This window comes from Nocardia sp. NPDC003269 (assembly GCF_042888005.1).
Lineage (GTDB): Bacteria > Actinomycetota > Actinomycetes > Mycobacteriales > Mycobacteriaceae > Nocardia.
Map to the genome: position 1 here is coordinate 1,645,064 of NZ_JBIAPA010000001.1, position 19,328 is coordinate 1,664,391.

General features: G+C 70.2%; 22 protein-coding genes. 13 read left to right on the forward strand and 9 right to left on the reverse strand.

From position 1 onward, the window contains the following. Positions 1-116 precede the first annotated feature (116 nt). From ACFYWJ_RS07550 to ACFYWJ_RS07560, 3 genes are read right to left on the reverse strand one after another with little or no spacing between them, the layout of a single operon-like run. A complete protein-coding gene (locus ACFYWJ_RS07550; protein WP_355274483.1) occupies positions 117-2,432 on the reverse strand; it encodes a glycosyltransferase family 39 protein in 2,316 nt (771 codons plus the stop codon). Continuing rightward, the gene (locus tag ACFYWJ_RS07555) at positions 2,429-2,584 is read right to left on the reverse strand and encodes a hypothetical protein (protein ID WP_355274482.1); all 156 of its coding nucleotides are present in this window, start codon (positions 2,582-2,584) and stop codon (positions 2,429-2,431) included. Before ACFYWJ_RS07555 ends, ACFYWJ_RS07550 begins: the two co-directional genes overlap by 4 nt. Then, the gene (locus ACFYWJ_RS07560) at positions 2,581-3,843 is read right to left on the reverse strand and encodes a bifunctional glycosyltransferase family 2/GtrA family protein (RefSeq protein ID WP_355274479.1); all 1,263 of its coding nucleotides are present in this window, start codon (positions 3,841-3,843) and stop codon (positions 2,581-2,583) included. Before ACFYWJ_RS07560 ends, ACFYWJ_RS07555 begins: the two co-directional genes overlap by 4 nt. 136 nt (positions 3,844-3,979) lie before the next feature. On the opposite strand from ACFYWJ_RS07560, the gene ACFYWJ_RS07565 reads away from it, so the two are divergent. Beyond that, positions 3,980-4,474 carry a DUF6790 family protein gene (locus tag ACFYWJ_RS07565; protein WP_355274478.1) on the forward strand — a complete coding sequence of 165 codons (495 nt, stop codon included), beginning with the start codon at positions 3,980-3,982 and terminating at the stop codon, positions 4,472-4,474. Here ACFYWJ_RS07565 and ACFYWJ_RS07570 read toward each other — a convergent pair. Continuing rightward, positions 4,471-5,097 carry a class I SAM-dependent methyltransferase gene (locus ACFYWJ_RS07570; RefSeq protein WP_355274475.1) on the reverse strand — a complete coding sequence of 209 codons (627 nt, stop codon included), beginning with the start codon at positions 5,095-5,097 and terminating at the stop codon, positions 4,471-4,473. The genes ACFYWJ_RS07565 and ACFYWJ_RS07570 overlap by 4 nt on opposite strands. 139 nt (positions 5,098-5,236) lie before the next feature. On the opposite strand from ACFYWJ_RS07570, the gene ACFYWJ_RS07575 reads away from it, so the two are divergent. Continuing rightward, positions 5,237-5,959 carry a TetR/AcrR family transcriptional regulator gene (locus ACFYWJ_RS07575; protein ID WP_355274472.1) on the forward strand — a complete coding sequence of 241 codons (723 nt, stop codon included), beginning with the start codon at positions 5,237-5,239 and terminating at the stop codon, positions 5,957-5,959. A 115-nt stretch (positions 5,960-6,074) separates the two neighbouring features. Here ACFYWJ_RS07575 and thiD read toward each other — a convergent pair whose 3' ends face one another. Beyond that, positions 6,075-6,923 (reverse strand): bifunctional hydroxymethylpyrimidine kinase/phosphomethylpyrimidine kinase, encoded by an 849-nt coding sequence (gene thiD, locus ACFYWJ_RS07580; protein WP_355274471.1) that lies wholly within the window; start codon positions 6,921-6,923, stop codon positions 6,075-6,077. Between the two features lie 77 nt (positions 6,924-7,000). On the opposite strand from thiD, the gene ACFYWJ_RS07585 reads away from it, so the two are divergent. Next, positions 7,001-8,149, forward strand: coding sequence for a GTP-binding protein (locus tag ACFYWJ_RS07585; RefSeq protein WP_355274468.1), 1,149 nt, complete (start codon positions 7,001-7,003; stop codon positions 8,147-8,149). A 104-nt stretch (positions 8,150-8,253) separates the two neighbouring features. Here the strand turns inward: ACFYWJ_RS07585 and ACFYWJ_RS07590 are convergent, their stop codons facing one another. Beyond that, a complete protein-coding gene (locus ACFYWJ_RS07590) occupies positions 8,254-9,399 on the reverse strand; it encodes an epoxide hydrolase (RefSeq protein WP_355274465.1) in 1,146 nt (381 codons plus the stop codon). Between the two features lie 90 nt (positions 9,400-9,489). Between ACFYWJ_RS07590 and ACFYWJ_RS07595 the strand changes: the two genes are divergently transcribed. The 5 genes from ACFYWJ_RS07595 (at position 9,490) to ACFYWJ_RS07615 (ending at position 13,373) form a co-directional block, all read left to right on the forward strand. Beyond that, entirely contained in the window at positions 9,490-10,137 is a 648-nt protein-coding gene (locus tag ACFYWJ_RS07595) for a helix-turn-helix domain-containing protein (RefSeq protein WP_355274462.1), read from the forward strand. An 85-nt stretch (positions 10,138-10,222) separates the two neighbouring features. Continuing rightward, the gene (locus tag ACFYWJ_RS07600) at positions 10,223-10,645 is read left to right on the forward strand and encodes a VOC family protein (protein ID WP_355274459.1); all 423 of its coding nucleotides are present in this window, start codon (positions 10,223-10,225) and stop codon (positions 10,643-10,645) included. 45 nt (positions 10,646-10,690) lie between these two features. Next, entirely contained in the window at positions 10,691-11,497 is an 807-nt protein-coding gene (locus tag ACFYWJ_RS07605; protein ID WP_355274457.1) for an ABC transporter permease, read from the forward strand. 97 nt (positions 11,498-11,594) lie between these two features. Further along, positions 11,595-12,347: an ABC transporter ATP-binding protein gene (locus ACFYWJ_RS07610; protein WP_355274454.1), complete on the forward strand. Its 753-nt coding sequence runs from the start codon at positions 11,595-11,597 to the stop codon at positions 12,345-12,347. 30 nt (positions 12,348-12,377) lie between these two features. Beyond that, a complete protein-coding gene (locus ACFYWJ_RS07615; protein WP_355274451.1) occupies positions 12,378-13,373 on the forward strand; it encodes an ABC transporter substrate-binding protein in 996 nt (331 codons plus the stop codon). A gap of 49 nt (positions 13,374-13,422) precedes the next feature. On the opposite strand, the gene ACFYWJ_RS07620 is transcribed toward ACFYWJ_RS07615, so the two are convergent. Then, the gene (locus tag ACFYWJ_RS07620) at positions 13,423-14,667 is read right to left on the reverse strand and encodes a KasA/KasB family beta-ketoacyl-ACP synthase (protein WP_355274448.1); all 1,245 of its coding nucleotides are present in this window, start codon (positions 14,665-14,667) and stop codon (positions 13,423-13,425) included. A 39-nt stretch (positions 14,668-14,706) separates the two neighbouring features. Between ACFYWJ_RS07620 and ACFYWJ_RS07625 the strand changes: the two genes are divergently transcribed. The 5 genes from ACFYWJ_RS07625 to ACFYWJ_RS07645 all read left to right on the forward strand — a co-directional run bounded on the left by ACFYWJ_RS07625 (position 14,707) and on the right by ACFYWJ_RS07645 (position 18,266). Continuing rightward, positions 14,707-15,270, forward strand: coding sequence for a TetR/AcrR family transcriptional regulator (locus tag ACFYWJ_RS07625; RefSeq protein WP_355274446.1), 564 nt, complete (start codon positions 14,707-14,709; stop codon positions 15,268-15,270). Positions 15,271-15,392: 122 nt separating this feature from the next. Further along, complete coding sequence (locus ACFYWJ_RS07630) at positions 15,393-16,913, forward strand: MFS transporter (RefSeq protein ID WP_355274443.1); 1,521 nt, start codon at positions 15,393-15,395, stop codon at positions 16,911-16,913. A gap of 73 nt (positions 16,914-16,986) precedes the next feature. Further along, complete coding sequence (locus ACFYWJ_RS07635; protein ID WP_355274440.1) at positions 16,987-17,418, forward strand: SRPBCC domain-containing protein; 432 nt, start codon at positions 16,987-16,989, stop codon at positions 17,416-17,418. Then, complete coding sequence (locus ACFYWJ_RS07640; RefSeq protein WP_355274437.1) at positions 17,408-17,737, forward strand: metalloregulator ArsR/SmtB family transcription factor; 330 nt, start codon at positions 17,408-17,410, stop codon at positions 17,735-17,737. Before ACFYWJ_RS07635 ends, ACFYWJ_RS07640 begins: the two co-directional genes overlap by 11 nt. A 16-nt stretch (positions 17,738-17,753) precedes the next feature. Further along, on the forward strand, positions 17,754-18,266 hold the full coding sequence (locus ACFYWJ_RS07645; RefSeq protein ID WP_355274435.1) for an SRPBCC domain-containing protein: 513 nt from the start codon (positions 17,754-17,756) through the stop codon (positions 18,264-18,266). On the opposite strand, the gene ACFYWJ_RS07650 is transcribed toward ACFYWJ_RS07645, so the two are convergent. Further along, positions 18,267-19,061, reverse strand: coding sequence for a thioesterase family protein (locus ACFYWJ_RS07650; protein ID WP_355274432.1), 795 nt, complete (start codon positions 19,059-19,061; stop codon positions 18,267-18,269). It lies immediately after the preceding gene. Positions 19,062-19,081: 20 nt separating this feature from the next. Further along, positions 19,082-19,300 (reverse strand): hypothetical protein, encoded by a 219-nt coding sequence (locus ACFYWJ_RS07655; RefSeq protein WP_355274430.1) that lies wholly within the window; start codon positions 19,298-19,300, stop codon positions 19,082-19,084. Positions 19,301-19,328: the final 28 nt, after the last annotated feature.

Genomic DNA, 19,328 nt, shown 5'->3' on the forward strand with positions numbered 1-19,328 from the left:
TCGGTATCGAGGCTGGGCGTGTCGACCCGGCGTCGAGGCCGGCCCGGCCGGATCGGTCTGATCCGACCGGGCCGGGTCTCGAGTGTGCTTGCGGCTGTGGGCGTTCGGCCTGCCGACTACTTCGGTTCGGTGAGGTCGTACAGCGTCACCCCGTCGACCGTGGTCGCGGTGTAGTTCGCCGTGACCCAGGCGGTGATCGCCGAACTGGTCGACGTGCTGTTGCCGCCGGGGCCTCCCCGGCCGCCCGCCACGAAGTAGTGGATCTTGCCCTCGGTGACGTAGCGCTGGAACTTTTCCAGAGTGGGGGAGGGATCGCTGCCGTTGAACCCGCCGATCGGCATCACCGGCAGTTCGGTGGCTAGCTGGTATCCGGCGGCGCTGTTCGAACCGACCGTCGCCGCGACCCAGGTGTAGTTCTCGCCGTCGTGCTCGAGCAGGCTGACGATCCGCTCACTCGGACGCGAGCCACCTAGCAGCCCACCGGGCCCGCCCATCATCTGGTCACCGGCACCTTGCTGGGCCGCACCACCGTCCGACTGCGTACCGCCACCCGGAGCTCCACCCGACGGCATACCGCCGCCCTTCGCATTCGCGCCGCCCGAGGACAGACCGCCTTGTGCGTTGGCGCCGTCCGGCGGCATACCGCCCTGCGCGTTGGCGCCGCCCGGCGGCAAGCCGCCCTGCGTGTTTGCGTTGCCCGGCGGCAAGCCGCGCTGCGTGTTTGCGCCGTCCGGCGGCAGACTGCCCTGCGTGTTTGCGCTGCCCGGCGGCAGACCGCCCTGCGTATTCGCGCCGCCCGGCGGCAAGCCGCCCTGAGTGTTCGCGCCGCCCGGCAGCTGACCACCCTGCGCGGCGGCACCACCTGACGAATTCGCACCGTCGGTGCCCGGCATCGCGCCTATCCGCCCATCACCCCCGGGCCGCATACCCGGTCCACCACGACCCCCGAACCCGTGCATCCCACCGGCATTCGGCCCGGCTGACGGAATCGCGCCCGAGTGCGCGGTGGCGAGGGTGTCGATGGAGTACGCGACGGGGCCGGCGATGCCGACGAAGGTGGCGGCGATGGCGGCGATCAGGGCTTGCCTGCGGGCCAGAGGGAACGCGGCCGCGATGGTCGCGAGGACGCCGAGGACCAGGATGGTCCAGCGCAGCCACGGCTGGAAGGAAGCGCTGCGCGACAACAACACCCACGCGGTGGCGGTGGTGAGACCGATGGCGAGGGCGCAGGTCAGGCGGACCCACAGCCGGTCGCGTGCGCCCCACAGCTGCACCGCGCCGATGCCGATCAAGGCGGCGACGGCGGGTGCGAGGGCCACCGTGTAGTACTGGTGGAAGATGCCCGCCATGTAGCTGAACACCAGGCCGGTGACGAGCAGCCAACCGCCCCACAGGATCAGCGCGGCCCGGCGCCGGTCGGTGCGTGGCGCCCGCCCGCACAGGACGAGTCCGGCGACCAGGGCGACCAGCGCGGCCGGGATCAGCCAGGCGATCTGACCGCCCTGCGCCGGCTCGAACAGCCTGGTGATCCCGGTGCTGCCCCACATGCCGTTGCCGCCCGGTGGCAGTTCACCGCCGGGGCCGACGCTGCCGCGCTCGTTGCCGTTCAACCGGCCGAGCCCGTTGTAGCCGAGGGTCAGTTCGATGATCGAATTCTCGTGCGACCCACCGATCCACGGTCGCTGGTCGGCGGGCCACAGCTCCACCGTCAGCAGCCACCAGCCCGCGGCGGCCACCATCGCGGCGCCCGCGGCGAAGAGCTGCGCGATCCGCTTGCCCAGCCGCGGCGGGCCCGCGAACAGGTAGGTCAGCGCCAGCGCGGGCACGACGAGCAGCACCTGCAATTGCTTGGCCAGGAAGCCGAAGCCGATCAGGCCGCCGGTGAGCAGCAGCCACCGCCAGCGCCCGTCGGCGACGGCGCGGGTCATCGCCCAGGCCGCCGCGGTCATCAGCAGGACCAGCAGGGCGTCGGGGTTGTTGAACCGGAACATCAGCACCGCGACGGGTGTCACCGCGAGCACGGTGCCCGCGATCAGACCCGCCGCGGGGCCGAAGGATCGGCGCACCGTCGCCCACAGCACCGCGACCGTCGCGACGCCGAGCAGCACCTGCGGCACGAGCATGCTCCAGCTGTTGAGCCCGAACAGCCGCACCGACAGTTCCATCACCCACAGCGAGGCGGGTGGCTTGTCCACGGTGATCGAGTTGGCGGCATCGGAGGAGCCGAAGAAGAACGCCTCCCACGACCGCGAACCCGCCTGCACCGCAGCGGCATAGAAGTCGTTGGCCCAGCCGTTGGCACTGAGATTGATGAGATAGGCGACGGTGGTGCCGAGCAGCAGAACCGCCAATGCAGGGAGTTCCCAGCGGGGTCGAGGCGCGGGGTCGGGCACGGTGCTCGCTGTCCGCGGTGACGCGATCGTGACGGTCATCGGGACACCTCCGAACTGCCGGGTGCCGAATCCGCCCGCTCGGCGGTGATCGCCGCGCGGTCGGACCCGACATCACCGATGCGCGTGATCGGCTCGGTGATCGCCTGCGGGGACGAGTGGCCTCGGCCGACGGGGGACGGCGTAGTGCTCATCGGTTCGCCTCCACGGAGACGCGTCGCGCCGGCTCGGCGGTGACGGCCTCTTCGGTCGCGTTCCGAAACACCCAGCGCAGTCCGACGAATCGGGTGAGCGTCGCGAGAAGGTTGGCGGCGATCAGGACGCCGAGCTCCACCGCGACGGGTGCCGCTGGTGCCCAGCGGTGCAGCGCGAACAGCGAACCGCTCGTGATCGCCAGGCCGAACGCGAAGATGGCCAGGCCCTGGAACTGGTGCGTCATCGCGTCACCACGTCCCCGCACCCCGAAGGTGAAGGCCCGGTTGGCGGCGGTATTGCCGACCGCGGTCACCAGCAGCGCCACCAGGTTCGCGCCCTGCCCGCCGAAGAAGGGTTGCAGCAGCAGATACAGCACCACGTAGGCGAGCGTGGACAGGACGCCGACGATGGCGAAACGCACCAGCTGCCCGACCATCCCGAGCGGCACGCCCGCCACCAGCGGTTCGCGGCCGACGGCGGCGCGCAGCTCGTCCAGCGGCAGCGCGCCGGTGGCCAGCGCCCTGGTCAGCCGCCAGATGCCGCGCAGGTCCTTGCGGGCGGTGTCGACGATGTCGACCCGGCTGTCCGGATCGTCGATCCAGTCGACGGGCACCTCGTGGATGCGCAGGCCGGCGCGTTCGGCCAGGACCAGTAGCTCGGTGTCGAAGAACCACTCCCCGTCGCGCACCAGCGGCAGCAGCTCACGGGCGACATCGGTGCGCACGGCCTTGAAACCGCACTGCGCGTCGGAGAAGTGCGCGCGCAGGGTGGTCTTGAGCAGCAGGTTGTAGCAGCGGGAGATGATCTCGCGCTTGGGTCCGCGCACCACCCGCGAGGACGCGTCGAGCCGGGTGCCGATCGCGAGGTCGGAATGGCCGGACACCAGCGGCGCGACCAGCGGCAGCAGCGCGTTCAGATCGGTCGACAGGTCGACGTCCATGTACGCGACCACCGTCGCGTCCGACCCCGCCCACGCCGCCCGCAGCGCCCGGCCGCGGCCCTTGGCGTCCAGGTGCAGCACCCCGACGCCGTCGAGTTCGGCGGCCAGCAGCCGCGCGACCTCGAGGGTGGCGTCGGTGCTGGCGTTGTCGGCGATCGTGATCCGGGCGGTGAACGGGAACCCGTCCCGCAGGTAGGCGTGCAGCCTGCGTACGCACACGCCCAGGTCGGTCTCTTCGTTGTAGACGGGAATCACCACGTCGAGCACCGGCGCGCGGCGGCTCTGCGTGGGCTGTGGCTCGGCCTCGGTCTGGGTCATGGAACCTACCCTCGACGGCGGCGCTGCCACCGAGCTGGGACAGAGCTGGGAGGTTCCTGGGGATCCGGGCCGCTACACTGGAAAGGCTCGACTACCTGCTGGAACAGTGCTCGACTACCGAGTCGGAGGCGTTGCGATGCCCACCATCATCGCGGTGCTGGTCGCCCTCGTCGGCGCGTTCGTCCAGAGCCGGCGTCAGCCCGGCCGCCGCGCGGTCGATATCCACCTGGTCTGGTGGATGGTGGCCGTCGTCGGTGTCGCCTCGGTGCTCGGCGCCGCCGCGCACATCTTCGACGGCGCGAATGTCGCCGAGCAGATCGGCTACACCCGGGGCGACGGCGGCTTCCAGTGGGAGAACGCGATGGGCGATCTGGCCATCGGCGTGGTCGGCATCATGGCCTACTGGTTCCGCGGCCACTTCTGGCTGTGCACGATCGTCGTCCTGACCATTCAGTACTGGGGCGACGCGGCCGGGCACATCTACTTCTGGATCGCCGAGGACAACACGAAGCCGTACAACATCGGCGTCCCGCTGTGGACCGACATCCTGCTGCCGATCGTCATGTGGGTGCTCTATCTGCTGTCCCGCCGAAGCGGTGGCGACGCGCTGCCCAGGGCGGCCTCCGACTAACCGCGCCGCACGCGCAACACACTGTCGGCGCGCTCACCCTCGACGCCGTCGGGGCTCTTCGACGGACTGGTGATCAGGCCCGCGGTCTCCACGTGCCACTCGGGGCCGAGGTCGAGCTGGGCGAGCATCTGCTCGATGGTCGGGAAGGACACGTCGTGCGGCGGGGTGGTGACCCAGGTCGGCCAGTGCGCGTGGCTGCCGATCACCAGCGAGCCACCCGGTGCGACGGCGGCCGCGGCTCGGCGCAGGATGGTCGCGCGCTCGTCGGGGCGTTCCACCGGGGAGTGCAGGAACTGCGCGGAAACCAGGTCGAAGGTGCCCGCCGGAAAGCTCGTCTGCAGGTCGTGGCGTTCCCAGGTGACGCGAACGCCCGCGTCGGCCGCGTGCCGCGCGCCCCGCTCCAGCGCCGTCGCGGAGACGTCGACCGCGGTGACCTGCCAGCCCTGCCGGGCCAGCCAGATCGCGTCGCCGCCCTCACCGCACCCGAGGTCGAGCGCGGTGCCCGGCGTCAGCTCGGTGGCCTCGCTGACCAGGGTCCTGTTGGCGTTGCCGGTCCAGATCTGGTCCCGCTCGCGGTAGAAGTCCTCCCAGAACTGTTCGGGGGTCGGCGCGGTCTCGGTCATCGGGGCTCCTGTCGGTCGGCGGACGCGTAGACGATTCGATGGTGCGGGCACCCGCGACAATTCCGCAAGAAAGGTTGCCGGTTCGGCAAATGTCGCCCCGCGCAGCACCCAGGCCGACCACGCCAATAAGCTGCTGACCGTGACACGCGGTTACCGGAAAGCAGACGAGCCGGTCCGTCGTGTCGACGCCAGGACGGAACGGTGGCGCGAACACCGGGTGCAGGTCCGGATCGAATTCGTCGACGCCGCGTTCCGCGCGCTGGATCGGGTCGGCCCCGATGTGAGCATGGGCGATATCGCCAAGGAGGCGGGCGCGGCCAAACCGAAGCTCTATCGGCATTTCGAGGACAAGACCGATCTCTACAACGCGATCGTCGACCGGGTCCGCGACATGCTGTGGGAGCGGATGCTCAGCGGGGTGAATCTCACCGACGATTCCGTCGCCGACCTGGTCCGGCGCGCGGCCGCCGAATACGTGACCGTCGTCTCCGAGCATCCGAACGTCTTCCGGTTCATGCTGCACAGCCATTTCAGTCAGCAGGCCAAGGAAACGGAACGGGCGCTGGTCGCGGCCAGGCAATCGGCACGCCGCGCCGCGGAATTCTTCGCCGATCTGCTGCCGACCGAATCGATCGACGTGGCGGGGATCGAATTGGTGAACTATTCGATTTTCGGCGCGGTGGCCTCGGCCACGGACTGGTGGCTCGGCGCGAATCAGCGCGAGGTCTCGGCGATGCCGGTGGAGCGATTCGTCGACTATCTGGCCGAGAGCATCTCGGCGCTGGCCCTGGCGCACGCACGGTTCAACGGAGTCAGGATCGATCCGTCGCGGCCGTTGCGCGACGCGTTCGTCGTCGGCTGAAAGTCTTCGCGCCCGAGGCGAACTCCGTTGTTCTCGCCGGCTGCGTCGTTGGAACCGGTGGTGGGTGCGATGGGTTCAGTATGAACCCACCCACCGACAAGTTCGCGACGCCACGCTAGGCGTCGGTGTGCAGCCGCCACAGCGGCGAAACCGGCCCGTGGCCCGCGCCGAGATCGTAGGACGCGGCCAGGCAGCGGTAGGTCCACTCCTTGGCGAAGGCGACCGCGTCGGGCACCGGATAGCCGTTGGCCAGCGCGCTGGCGATGGCCGCGGCCAGGGTGTCGCCGCCGCCGTGATCGTTGCCGGTGGCGATGCGCGGCGCGGTGAACTCGCGGAAGGTGTCGCCGTCGTAGAGCAGGTCGGTGCTGTACTCCGAGGAGCGCAGGTGTCCGCCCTTGACGATCGCCCACTGTGCGCCCAGCTCGTGCAGCGCCTCGGCGGCCTTGCGGGCGGTGGCGTCGTCGACCACGTCGATGCCGGTGATCAGGCGGACCTCGTCGAGGTTCGGGGTGACGACCGTGGCCAGCGGGATGAGGGTGTTGCGCACCGCGTCCAGCGCCTCGGCGTGCAGCAGCGCGTCGCCGTGCATCGACGCCGCGACCGGGTCGACGACCAGCGGCACGGCGGCGTCGCGCCCGATCCCGACCTCGCGGCACACCTCGGCGACGGCCTCGATGATCGCGGTGGAGGCCAGCATGCCGGTCTTGGCCGCGCCGATCCCGATATCGCGGACGACCACCCGCACCTGGTCGGCCACGATGTGCGGCGGGATCTCGTGAAATCCGCTGACGCCCACAGTGTTCTGCACGGTCACCGCCGCCACCGCCACGCACGCGTGCACGCCGCACAGCGCCATCGTCCGCGAGTCGGCCTGGATACCGGCGCCGCCGCCGGAGTCGGTACCCGCGATGGTGAGCGCGCGAACAGGGGTCTGGCCATCGGGGGTCAGCGGCAACATCTTCACGCCCCAACCCTACGACCGGGCGCGCCGTTCGGAGACCCCACCCGCGAAAAGCAAATGAAAACCATTATCATTAACTCGTGACCAACTCCGCTCCCACCGCGCACCTGCCCGTCACCGTCCTGTCCGGGTTCCTCGGCGCGGGCAAGACCACGCTGCTCAACCACATCCTCGCCAACCGGGACGGCCGCCGGGTCGCGGTCATCGTCAACGACATGAGCGAGGTCAATATCGACGCCGCGCTCGTCGCGGGCCAGGGTCATCTGGACCGGACCGAGGAGAAACTGGTCGAACTCACCAACGGCTGCATCTGCTGCACGCTGCGCGAGGACCTGATCGAGGCCGTCGCCCGGCTGGCCCGCGACGGCCGGTTCGACCAGCTGGTGATCGAGTCCACCGGCATCTCCGAGCCGATGCCGGTGGCCGCGACCTTCGACTGGGAGTTCGAGGACGGCTTCCGCCTGGGCGAGCTGGCCCGCCTCGACACGATGGTGACCGTGGTCGACGCGTCGACCTTCCTGGCCGAGCTGGTGAAGGGCCAGGCGCTGGCCGAGCGGGAACTCGAAGCGGGCGAGGGCGATACGCGCACGATCGCGGATCTGCTGGTGGACCAGGTGGAGTTCGCCGACGTGCTGCTGATCAACAAGACCGATCTGGTGAGCGCGAACGCGGCGGCCACCGTCGAGGCCACCGTCCGCAGGCTCAACCCGAGGGCGCGCATCCTGCGCACCGAGAAGGGTGTGGTCGAGCTGGACGAGGTGCTCGCCACCGGCCGCTACGACCCCGTGGTGGCCGCCGAGGCCGAGGGCTGGGCCGAGGAGCTGGCCGGCGGCCATACGCCCGAGACCGAGGAATACGGGATCAGCAGCCTCGCCTACACCGCCGATCGCCCGTTCCATCCGGACCGGCTGGCCGAGGCGCTGTCCGGGCTGCGGGGGATGTTGCGCAGCAAGGGATTCTGCTGGATCGCCAGCCGCCCCGAGCTGGCCGCGATCTGGTCGCAGGCCGGTCCGAACCTGACCTTCGAGCCGGGCGCGTGGTGGTCGGCGCTGGACGTGCCCGCCGGTCAGGAGATCGTGTTCATCGGCGTGCGCCTGGACGCGCCCGCGGTCCGGCGCGCCCTCGACACCGCGCTGCTCACCGACGCGGAGTTCGCCACTGGTCCGGCCGGGTGGGCCGGCTTCGCCGATCCCTTCCCGGCCTGGGGCGACCTGCACGAGCATCACTGATTGCGTTCTTTGGTGCGCGTATAACACTGCGCTGGTGCATGATTCGAATGGGCCGCGACCCACGCACCGATGAGGGGAGCGTGGGCCGCGGCACCGAAGCCGGATCAGGCGAGGTCGGCGAAGAATCGGCGGATGTCGCCGACCAGCACCTCGGGCGCCTCGTGCGCGGCGTAGTGTCCGGCCGCGTCGTTCGCGCCGCCCGTCGCGGCGGCGGTGTCGTAGGAATTCCAGCTGACGATATTGCTGTGATCGCGCTCGGCGAACCGGCGGATCGACTGGAAGTCACCGGCGAACATGGCCAGCCCGGTCGGCACGGTGGTCGGCTCGGTCGGGTGCTCGGTGGTGTGGGCGTCCTCGTAGTAGAACCGCAGCGACGAGCCCGAGGTGCCGGTGAGCCAGTACAGCGCGATGTTCGCGACGACGAACCGCGCGTCGATCGACTCGCCGAACAGCTGCGCGTTCCAGCCGAGCAGCCCGACCGGCGAATCCGCCAGGGCATAGGCCAGGGTCTGCGGCTGCTGGCTGTGCAGGGTGTTGAAGGCCATCTTGTTCTCGTGGAACCACTGCAGGTGCGCCAGCGCGGCCATATCCGCCTCCGAGAGGCCCTCGAACTCGGCCGGATCGCCGGACGGGAACGAGTACAGCTGGGTGACGTGCACGCCAAGCACCTGCTCGGGCGCGATCCGGCCGAGCTCGGGGGAGACCATCGAGCCGCCGTCGTTGCCGATGGCGCCGTAGCGCTCGTAGCCGAGGCGCGCCATCAGTTCGGCCCAGGCGCGGGCGGTGCGGTAGCGGTTCCAGCCGGTGCTGCGGGTCGGGCCGGAGAAACCGAAGCCCGGCAGCGACGGGATGACCAGGTGGAAGGCCGGATCCTCGGCCGATTCCGGCTCGGTGAGCGGGGCGATCACGTCGACGTACTCGAGGATCGAGCCCGGCCAGCCGTGGGTGAGGATCACCGGCGTCGCGTCGGCCCGCGAGGACCGGATGTGCAGGAAGTGGATGTTCTCGCCCTCGATCTCGGTGGTGAACTGCGGGTACGCGTTCAGCTCGGATTCCAGTGCGCGCCAGTCGAACTCCTCGAGCCAGTACTCGGCGAGGGCCCGGACGCGGTTGGCCGGGACACCGTAGGCGTCGCCGACGCCGGGCAGCTCGTCCGGGAAGTGGGCGCCGCGCAGGCGGGCGGCGAGGTCGTCGAGCTTCGCCTGGGGCACGTCGATGCGGAAGGGGGTGATGGTGGCCGTGGCGGTCATGTCGACTCCTAGTTTTCGAAACGGAATGCTTCGTTCTGTTCCAAACGTAGCAGAACGGATCATTCCGTTTCAAGTGGTATTCTGGGATTCATGCCGAACCAGACCGAAACCGCAGCTCAGCCCCGCCTGTCCGGCCGTAAGGCACAGGCCGCGCGCAACGACGGGCTCATCCTCGACGCCGCCCGCGCCGTCTTCCTGGACGATCCGACCGCGCCGATCGCGGCCGTCGCCGACCGCGCCGGCGTCGGCATCAGTGCCCTCTACCGGCGCTATCCGAGCAAGGAGGTGCTGCTGCGCACGCTGTGCCACGAGGGGCTGCGCCGGTTCAACGCCGAAGCCGATGCGGCACTGGCGGATCCGGACGGCTGGCGCGGCTTCGTCGGCTTCCTGGAACGGGTGGTCGAGGCCGATGTGCACTCGCTGACGGTGAAGCTCGCCGGCACCTTCACCCCCGACGATGCGATGCTGCCCGACGTCATCCACGCGGGCGAGGCGGGCGCGGAGCTGGTGCGCAGGGCGCACGCGAGCGGCCGGTTGCGGGCCGATTTCGATCCGCAGGACGTCGGGCTGCTGCTGGAGGCGTGTGCCGCGGTGACCATGCCCGATCCGGTGCGCACCGCGCAGCTGCGCCAGCGGGTGCTCGCTCTGCTGCTCGACGGCATGACCGCCGAAGGCGACCTCCCCGGTCCGCCACCCGCCGACGGCGAATACGCCTGGCGCTGGGAGCGCAGGCTGTGAACAGCCTGTTCAGCCCGCGTCGAGCCGGTGCCGATGGCAGACTCGGCACCACCGCGTGACCGAACCACACCTCGGGAGGCACTCCGTGAACTGGACCCTGGAAGTCGTCATCGTCCCGGTCTCCGATATCGACCGGGCCAAGGACTTCTACGCGAATCAGCTCGGCTTCGTCGTCGACCACGACACCGTGATCTCCGACGACGTACGCATCGTGCAGCTCACCCCGCCGGGCTCGGGCTGCTCGATCGTGATCGGCAAGGGCGCGGTGCCCGAGATGCCGCCCGGTTCGCTGAAGGGGCTCCAGCTGGTGGTGCCCGATATCGAGCGGGCGCACGCCGAATTGGTGGCCCGTGGCGTCGAGGTCACCGAGGTGCAGTCACTCGGTCAGAACCCGAGGCCGACACCGCATCCGCTCGACAATGTCGGCTTCGTCTTCTTCAGCGATCCCGACGGCAACGGCTGGGCCGTCCAGCAGATCTCGGCGCGGGCCGAGAAATCCTCGAGCTGATCCGAACCCTGTCGGGCGACCCGTGCGGCCGGGCACCATGCACGAATGCTGTTGGCGAGCCCCACCGAAACCGACGAGCGACGGATCCCGCTGTACCGCCGCTCCGGCTTCCTGCGCGCGCTCTCGCCGGTCGTGCTGCTGCTGATCTGGCAGATCGGCAGCACCAGTGGCTGGATTCCGGCCAAGAAGCTGCCCGCCCCCTCGGTCGTCTTCGACGCGGGGCTGGAGACCTTCCGCTCGGGTCAGCTCGGGGAAGCGCTGCTGGTCTCCGGCCAGCGCGCGCTCTACGGCTTCGTGCTCGGCGCGGTGCTGGCGCTGGCCCTCGGCGTGCTGGCCGGGCTGAGCAAGATCGGTGAGTACGCGGTCGATCCGCCGTTGCAGATGATCCGCACGATCCCGCTGTTCGGCCTGATCCCGCTGTTCATCATCTGGTTCGGCATCGGTGAGGAACCGAAGGTCTACCTGATCGCCCTCGGCGTGTTCTTCCCGCTATACCTCAACACCTTCGCCGGCATCCGCCAGCTCGATCCCAAGCTGCTCGAGCTCGGCAGCGCCCTGCGACTCGGCCTGGCCGAACGGCTGCGGTTGCTGATCCTGCCCGGCGCGCTGCCGCAGATCCTGGTCGGCGTGCGGCAGAGCCTCGGTATCGCCTGGCTCTCGCTGATCGTCGCCGAACAGATCAACGCCAGCGCGGGGCTCGGCTTCGTCGTCAACAACGCCCGCGAATTCCTGCGCACCGACATCGTGGTGTTCGGCCTGGTGATCTACAGCCTGCTCGGCCTGGCCACCGACTCCGTCGTGCGCCTGCTCGAACGCCGCGCCCTGCGCTGGCGCCCGGCGGTCCATCGCTGATGTCCCCCCCCGCTCCCCGCGCCGATCGCCGGACCCACCCCGTCCCGGCCCTCGGCTGGCCCGCCACCCGCCGCCGCTCTACCGCGAGGATCCCGTCATGACCGCCGCCGCAGTCACACCCATCTCGGCCGAGGCCGCCGACCGCGCCCCCGCCACCCGAATCACCGGTCTGGGCAAGAAGTTCGGTGACCGGACCGTGCTGGACGGGATCGACCTCGAGATCGGTGCTGGTGAGATCGTCGCGCTGGTCGGGCGCAGCGGTTCGGGCAAGTCCACGCTGCTGCGCATCCTCGGTGGGCTCGATACCGCCGGTCGCGGTGCGGTTTCCGTTGCGGGCAGGCCGACGATCGTGTTCCAGGAACCGCGCTTGATCCCGTGGCAGCCGGTGGTCCGCAATGTCGCGCTGGGCAGGCCGAAGCCGCGCAACCGGCGCGCGGACGAGCGGGCCGCGCGCGATCTGCTCGCCGAGGTCGGCCTGGCCGGGCGCGCCGATGCCTGGCCGCTCACCCTGTCCGGCGGCGAGGCCCAGCGCGCGGCGCTGGCCCGCGCGCTGGTGGCCGAGCCGACGCTGCTGCTGCTCGACGAGCCCTTCGGCGCTCTCGACGCGCTCACCCGCCTGAGCATGCACGAGCTGCTGCTCGGCCTGCACGCCCAGCACGCGTTCGGTGTGCTGCTGGTGACCCACGACGTGCTCGAGGCGATCACCCTGGCCGACCGCGTCCTGGTCCTCGACGAGGGCCGCATCGCCGCCGAGGTGGCCATCGAGCTGCCGCGACCGCGCACCGCGGCCGCGCCGGAGGTCGCCGAGTACGCGACGCGCCTGCTGGCCCTGCTCGGCGTCACCCACTGAGATTTCCACCCCCGCACGAAAGTTGTTCCCGTGAAACGCACTCCGAAGTCCCGCCTGGCCGGGCTCGCCCTCGCCGTCGTCGCCGCGCTCTCGCTGAGCGCCTGCGGGGACGACGCGGCGACCGACGCCGCGCCGTCGGGCCCGGTCGACCTGAGCACCGTCACGCTGAAAGTCGGTGACCAGAAGGCGATCTCGATCGAAGTGCTGCTGAAGGCCTCCGGTCAGCTGGAGAACCTGCCCTACAAGATCGAGTTCTCCACCTTCACCGCGGGCCTGCCGCTGGTCGAGGCGGCCAGCGCCGGTGGCATCGACATCGCGCAGACGGGCAACACCCCGGTGATCTTCGGTGCGGCGTCCGATGCCGATATCAAGATCGTCGGCGCGCTCTCGGCGACCGGCAAGGGCGACGCGATCCTGGTCGGCAAGGACTCCTCGATCGGCTCCGTCGCGGCGCTGAAGGGCAAGAAGGTCGCCGTCTACAAGGGCAGCTCGGCCAATGCCAATCTGCTGCTGCAGTTGCGGAAGGCGGGCCTGTCGCTCGGCGACATCGAGCCGGTCTACCTGGCGCCCGCGGACGGCTACACCGCACTGACCCGCGGCGACGTCGACGCCTGGGCCACCTGGGATCCCTACACCGCGATCGCCGAGAAGGAGATCGGCGCCAAGCCGATCGCCACCGCCGATCAGGCCGCCAACGGCTACAACTTCTGGGCGGCGGGCAAGCACGCCGTGGCCGACGCGGGCAAGTCGGCCGCGATCGCGGACTTCTTCCAGCGCTACGCCGCCGCCACCAAGTGGTCCTCGGACAACCTCGACACCTGGTCGACCAAGTACGCCGAACTCACCCAGATCAGCGTCGACGCGTCCCGCACCACCTGGACCCGCTCGATCAAGGAGCCGATCAAGCTCACCGATCAGGTGATCGCGTCCGAGCAGGAGATCGCCGACGCCTTCACCGCGGCCAAGGCCATCCCGGGCAAGGTCGACTTCGCGTCCTTCGTCGACACCAGATTCGACAAGGCGTAGTCGCCACCGAGCCGAACGCGGCGCCGTCGATCCCGGATCGGCGGCGCCGCTACGCTTTTCCGAACGCCAGGGCGACGTTGTGCCCGCCGAAGCCGAACGAGTTGTTGAGCGCGTAGTCGATGCGCTGTGGCCGGGCCGTTCTCGCGACGATGTCGAGTTCGACCGCCGGGTCGGGGTGGTCGAAATTCAGTGTGGGCGGGACGATCTGCTCGCGCAGGCTCAGGACCGTGAGCACCGACTCCAGCGCGCCCACCGCGCCGATCGAATGGCCGAGTGCCGATTTCGGCGCGTACACCGAGGCGCCGGGGGTGACCGCGGTGATGGCCGTGGCTTCGGAGGCGTCGCCGACCGACGTCGACGTCGCGTGCGCGTTCACGTGGTCGATATCGGAATCCCGCAGGCCCGCGGTCCGAATCGCCTTGCGCATCGCGCGCGCCGCCCCGGCCCCGGCCGGATCGGAGGCCACGATGTGGAAGGCGTCGGAGGTGATGCCCGCGCCGAGCACTCTGGCGTGGATCCGCGCGCCTCGGGCTCGCGCGTGCTGTTCGGATTCGAGGACGAGCAGCGCGCCCGCCTCGCCGAAGACGAAGCCGTCGCGGTTGCGATCGAACGGCCGCGAGGCGCGGTCCGGCTCGTCGTTGCGGGTGCTCATCGCCCGCATCATCGCGAAACCCGCGATGGGAACGGGGTCGATATGGCCCTCGACGCCACCGGTGACCACCACGTCGGCCTCGCCGGTACTGATCAGCCGCCACGCGTGCGCGATCGCCTCCGACCCCGACGAGCAGGCCGAGACCGGCGCGAAAACGCCGCCCTGCGCACCGATCTCGAGTCCGACGGTGGCCGCGGGGCCGTTGGGCATCACCATCGGAACGGCCAGCGGTGAGACCTTGCGGTAGCCGCCCGCCCGCATCGCGTCGACGGCGTCGATCAGCGCGTCACCGCCGCCGAGCCCGGTGCCGATGGCCACGGACAGCCGTTCGGGGTCGACCTCCGGCGCGCCCGCCGCCTGCCAGACCTGTCGGCCGAGGACCAGTGCCATCCGCTCGACGTAGGAGTGCCTGCGCTGTTCGATCCGGGTGAGCTCCGCATCGGGCGCGGTGACCAGCGGGCCGCCGATCCGGACCGGCAGGTCGTGCTCGGCGAGGAATTCCGGTGCCAGCGCGCGGATTCCGCTCTCCCCGCGCAGCAGGCGCGACCAGGTCTCGTCCATGGTGTCGGCGAGGGCGGTGGTCGCCGCGTACGCGGTCACCACGACGCCGCGCCGAGTTTCTGAAGCGATCGGTACAGTCACGCCGTCATGAATACCTGTAGCAGTCGCTACAGTCAACCCATGGCCCGTCCCCTCGACCACCGCAAACGCGCCGACCTGCTGGCCGGCGTCGTGTCGTACATCGCCGCGCACGGCCTGGCCGAACTGTCGCTGCGCCCGCTGGCGGCCGCGCTCGGCACCAGCTCGCGCATGCTCATCTACTACTTCGACACCAAGGAGGAACTGCTGGTCCAGGCGCTGGCGACGCAGCGTCCCGACCTGGCCGCGGTCTTCGCCGACGTCACCGAGGTGACGCGATTGCGCGCCCGGCTGCTCGGCTTCTTCGACCTGAACACCGACGGCGCCGAGGCCGACAGCGTGCGGGTGCTGCTCCAGGTGCTCGGCGCGGCGTGCGCGCCGGATTCGCCGTATCAGGACTACGCGAACGCGGCCATCGCCACCTTCGTCGCCGAACTCGCCGCCGCGCTGCGCCGGTCGGGCCTGGCGGGCGATCCCGAGGTGGTCGCCACCCTGCTCGTCTCGGGACTGCGCGGCATCATCCAGGATCGGGTGATCACCGGTGACCGGGAGCGCACCGGGCGGGCCGCGCGCACCCTCGTCGACGCGGTGCTGCCCGAACGCTGAGCGTGCGCTGCGCCGCCGCGCTCGCTCCGGCCGGAACCGCCGCCGACTCGGTAGGTTGAGCAGCGGATCGAGCGCCACGGATCCGGAAACCGGTCACGACCAGGAATCGGCGGTGAGGCGGCATGGTGAGCGAGACGACGAAGACCTACGGTGCCATCCGGTGGGTGATGCTCGGGGTGCTGTGCGCCAGCCTGTTGCTGGTCGCGATGGACGCCACCATTCTCAATGTCGCGCTGCCCTCGCTCATCGACGATCTCCAGGTGGGTCCGCTCGAGCAGCTGTGGATCATCGACATCTACGGCCTCGTGCTCGGCGGGCTGCTCATCACCACGGGCGCGCTCGGTGACCGGGTGGGCCGAAAGCTGTTGTTCATCAGTGGTTTCGTGCTCTTCGGCATCGCCTCGGTGGTCGCGGCGACCGCGGGCAGCGCGGCCCAGCTGATCGGCGGCCGGGTGCTGCTCGGGATCGGTGGCGCGATGGTGATGCCATCGACGCTCTCGCTGATCCGCAATATCTTCGCCGACCCGCGCGAGCGCACGATGGCCATCGGGATCTGGGCCGCGGTCGCCGGCGTCGGCGCCACGGTCGGGCCGATCATCGGCGGTTTCCTGGTCGAGCACTTCGGCTGGTCCTCGGCGTTCTGGCTGAATGTGCCGGTGGTCCTGGTGACGGTGGTGGTCGGGTTGTGGGTGCTGCCGGAATACCGGGCGCCGCAGGCGGGCAGCCTCGACTGGTTCGCGGCGGCGCTGTCGATGATCGGCATCGTGTGCCTGGCCTGGGGCATCAAGCATCTCGCGAAAGGTGAAGCGGGACCGGTCGACTGGGTGATCCTGCTCGTCGGCATCGGCGCGATGTACTGGTTCGTCCGCCGCCAGCTCACCGCCGACGATCCCCTGCTGGACGTGCGCCTGTTCCGCAACGGCGCGTTCACCGCGGCCGCCGTCGCGACCCTGCTCGCCATGATGGCCATCGGCGCGGCCATGTTCCTGGTCTCGCTGTGGCTGCAATACGTCCACGGCTACAGCCCGTCGCAGGCGGGCATCCGGATGCTGCCCGCGGCCCTCACGCTGCTCACCGCCTCGCTGCTGACGCCGATGCTCATGGACAAGTTCGGCGTCCGCGCGGTGCTCGGGGTCGGCCTCGGCGCGGTGTCGCTGGGGTTCCTGCTGCTGGCGGTGAGCCCGGAGCCGACGACCTATCCGGTGGTCGCGCTGGTGCTCGTCTCGTTCGGGCTCGGTGACGGCATGGCGGTGACCGCGGCCGCGGCCGTCCTCGTCGGCGCCGTGCCCGCCGATCGGGCCGGTCAGGCGGGCGCGGTCGAGGAGACCAACTACGAGGTCGGCGTGGGCTTCGGCGTCGCGCTGCTCGGCAGTCTGCACGCCAGGATCTTCAGTCAGCACATGGCGAACCCGCCGGTCCCGGCCGACAAGGTGGAGCAGGCGAGCGGGTCGGTCGGCGGGGCCTACGAGGTGGCCACCGAACTGCCCGAACCCGCGCACACCCAGCTCGTCGACGCCGCGAGCCATGCCTTCGACACCGCGCTCACCACGACGTCCTACATCTCCGCGATCGTCGTCGCGCTGGTGGCGGTCGGCGCGGTGTGGCTGGTCCCGCGCGGGTTCCGGGTCACCGGCGGGCACTGACCCTTGACGCAACCAAATGGTTGCCATACCCTGAGTTGCAACCAACTGGTTGCTACTGACTGAGGAGAACGCCATGGGATTCCCTGATCAGATCGTGCGAACCGTCGAGCTCGCCCATCCGCCCGCCAAGGTGTGGGCGGCGCTCACCACCGCCGAGGGGCTCGCGAGCTGGTTCGGCAACACCGCCACCATCGACCTGCGCCCGGGTGGGGAAGCCCGGATGACCTGGAAGGAAGGTCACGTGGCCAATATGCGGGTCGAGCGGGTCGAGGAGCCGAACGTCTTCGGCTACACCTGGCAGATCTACGGCCTGCCCGACGACGACCCGCGTCGCACCTACGTGGAATTCACTCTCGAACCGGTCGGCGCCGGTACCAGGCTGACCGTGATCGAGGCCGGCTTCGCCCAGCTGCCCGACGCGCAGTACAAGGAGGCGTTCGACGGCAACACCGGCGGCTGGAAGAGCGAGCTGGGCGAGCTCGTCGTGTACCTCGATGCGGCCTGAGCTGGAGGCCACCGCCGAACGGGTCTTCGTCGCGCTGGCCGATCCGAGCAGGCGGTCGGTCCTGGCCGCCCTCGCCGCGGACGGGCCGTCGACCGCGACCGACCTCGCCGATCGCCTGCCGATCACCCGGCAGGCGATCGCCAAACACCTCGCCCTGCTGGCAGACGCCGGCCTGGTGATCGCGGAACCCGGCGAACGGCGGCGCGTGCGCTATCGCCTCGATTCCGCACCCATGCGAGTGGCCCAACAGTTCCTGGCCGCGCTGGCGCGCGACTGGGACGGCCCACTGGACGCGCTCCGCCGTCACCTGGACGGCTGAGCCGAAAGGAAAAGCAATGAGCGACACCGATTTCACCGTCACCATCACCGTCGACAAGACTCCCGACGAGGCCTTCGCCGCCGTCAACGACGTCTGGTCCTGGTGGTCGGAGACCATCGAGGGCAGCACCGGCACTGTCGGCGACAGCTACCTGTTCGAGGTCCCCGGCATCCACCGCTGCACCATGACCACCACCGAGTCCGTGCCCGGCCGCCGCCTGGTCTGGCACGTGACCGACTCGCACCTCGCGTTCATCGCCGACACCACCGAATGGGAGGACACCGACGTCGTCTTCGACATCACCGAAGGCGCGGACGGCACCGAAATCCGTTTCACCCATCGGGGTCTGGTGCCCGCGGGCGAATGCTACGAGGTGTGTTCCAACGCCTGGGGCGCCTACCTCACCACGAGCCTGCGTGGCCTGCTCACCACCGGCCAGGGCGATCCGTTCCGGCGCACCAGCACCGCGGAATTGGAACTGCGCAAGCACGGCAACGACGACCTGGTGAACCTGGACGCCCTGCGCTGATCAGCCGCGCGGCGCGATGAGCAGGGTCTGCGTGCTGCGCCCGATCGGTCCGGTCTCGTCGAACAGCGCCGATTCGGCGAGGCCGATGCCGTGCGGCTGCGGATGGGTCACCGCGTCCAGGCACACCCATTCGCCGACCGGCTGCCGGTGCAGGGTGACGGTGAGGTCGGTGTTGATGAAAAGGTACTTCGCCCAGTCGAGCACCGAACTCACCCCGTTACCCGAGTCGGCCGCGGCCAGCGTCCGCTCCAGCGGGCTCGGCGTGGTGCCCGCGACGATCGGGTACTTCAACCGGATCCAGCACACCGCGGGCCCCGGTCGCCCGAAAGAGCCGGAGGCGAAACGGTATTCGATGCCGGTGTGGAATCCGATCGCCTGATCGGAGGGGAACACCTCGGGTTCGGTCGCCGTCGGCAGCGGACGCGTGCCGCTCGGCAGGAATTCGACCGGCAGATCGAGCGCGGGCTCACTGCGCTTGAGTCGCCACGCGTTGGCCTGCATCACCGGCCCCCGCTCCGACGACAACGTCGCCTGGATGAGCTCCACGCTCCGCCCCGACCGCACCACCTCGGCGGTCGCGGTCAGCGGCGCGAGCGGCACCGGCCCGAGGATTTCCACCGCGACCCGTCCCACCTGGAACCCCTCGCGGGGCTCGCACCGCTCGATCACATGTCCGAGCAGCGCCGACGGCGGACCGGCGTGCTGCGCGTCCGGCGACCAGGGCCCGCGGGTGAGCTCGGTCGACTCGAACCGGTTCGGGTCCGCGGGATCGGGGAGATAGAACGCATCGGCCATATCGCCGACGCTACCGCAGGCTACTGCCCGCCTCCGGCGGAGCCGGTGGTCAGGGCGGTGAGCAGGTCGAGGAGGGGGCGGATGGGGCAGGGGTTGATGTCGGTGGAGGTGCAACCGAGGGACGCGGAGCCGGAGTCGGCGACGGGGGTTGCGGCCTGGGCGGTGCCGAGCGGGGCGGCGAGGGACAGTGCGGCGGCCGCGGCGGCGCCGGCGACGAAGCGTTTCGTGCGTGCTTGCATGTCAGCACCCTACTGACCGGGGCGCACG

Bases quoted from the DNA above. Each gene is read 5' to 3' on its own strand.
- ACFYWJ_RS07550 (WP_355274483.1), bottom strand. From the start codon at position 2,432: ATGACCGTCACGATCGCGTCACCGCGGACAGCGAGCACCGTGCCCGAC.
- ACFYWJ_RS07555 (WP_355274482.1), bottom strand. From the start codon at position 2,584: ATGAGCACTACGCCGTCCCCCGTCGGCCGAGGCCACTCGTCCCCGCAG.
- ACFYWJ_RS07560 (WP_355274479.1), bottom strand. From the start codon at position 3,843: ATGACCCAGACCGAGGCCGAGCCACAGCCCACGCAGAGCCGCCGCGCG.
- ACFYWJ_RS07565 (WP_355274478.1), top strand. From the start codon at position 3,980: ATGCCCACCATCATCGCGGTGCTGGTCGCCCTCGTCGGCGCGTTCGTC.
- ACFYWJ_RS07570 (WP_355274475.1), bottom strand. From the start codon at position 5,097: ATGACCGAGACCGCGCCGACCCCCGAACAGTTCTGGGAGGACTTCTAC.
- ACFYWJ_RS07590 (WP_355274465.1), bottom strand. From the start codon at position 9,399: ATGACCGCCACGGCCACCATCACCCCCTTCCGCATCGACGTGCCCCAG.
- ACFYWJ_RS07595 (WP_355274462.1), top strand. From the start codon at position 9,490: ATGCCGAACCAGACCGAAACCGCAGCTCAGCCCCGCCTGTCCGGCCGT.
- ACFYWJ_RS07605 (WP_355274457.1), top strand. From the start codon at position 10,691: ATGCTGTTGGCGAGCCCCACCGAAACCGACGAGCGACGGATCCCGCTG.
- ACFYWJ_RS07610 (WP_355274454.1), top strand. From the start codon at position 11,595: ATGACCGCCGCCGCAGTCACACCCATCTCGGCCGAGGCCGCCGACCGC.
- ACFYWJ_RS07625 (WP_355274446.1), top strand. From the start codon at position 14,707: ATGGCCCGTCCCCTCGACCACCGCAAACGCGCCGACCTGCTGGCCGGC.
- ACFYWJ_RS07630 (WP_355274443.1), top strand. From the start codon at position 15,393: ATGGTGAGCGAGACGACGAAGACCTACGGTGCCATCCGGTGGGTGATG.
- ACFYWJ_RS07635 (WP_355274440.1), top strand. From the start codon at position 16,987: ATGGGATTCCCTGATCAGATCGTGCGAACCGTCGAGCTCGCCCATCCG.
- ACFYWJ_RS07640 (WP_355274437.1), top strand. From the start codon at position 17,408: ATGCGGCCTGAGCTGGAGGCCACCGCCGAACGGGTCTTCGTCGCGCTG.
- ACFYWJ_RS07645 (WP_355274435.1), top strand. From the start codon at position 17,754: ATGAGCGACACCGATTTCACCGTCACCATCACCGTCGACAAGACTCCC.
- ACFYWJ_RS07650 (WP_355274432.1), bottom strand. From the start codon at position 19,061: ATGGCCGATGCGTTCTATCTCCCCGATCCCGCGGACCCGAACCGGTTC.
- ACFYWJ_RS07655 (WP_355274430.1), bottom strand. From the start codon at position 19,300: ATGCAAGCACGCACGAAACGCTTCGTCGCCGGCGCCGCCGCGGCCGCC.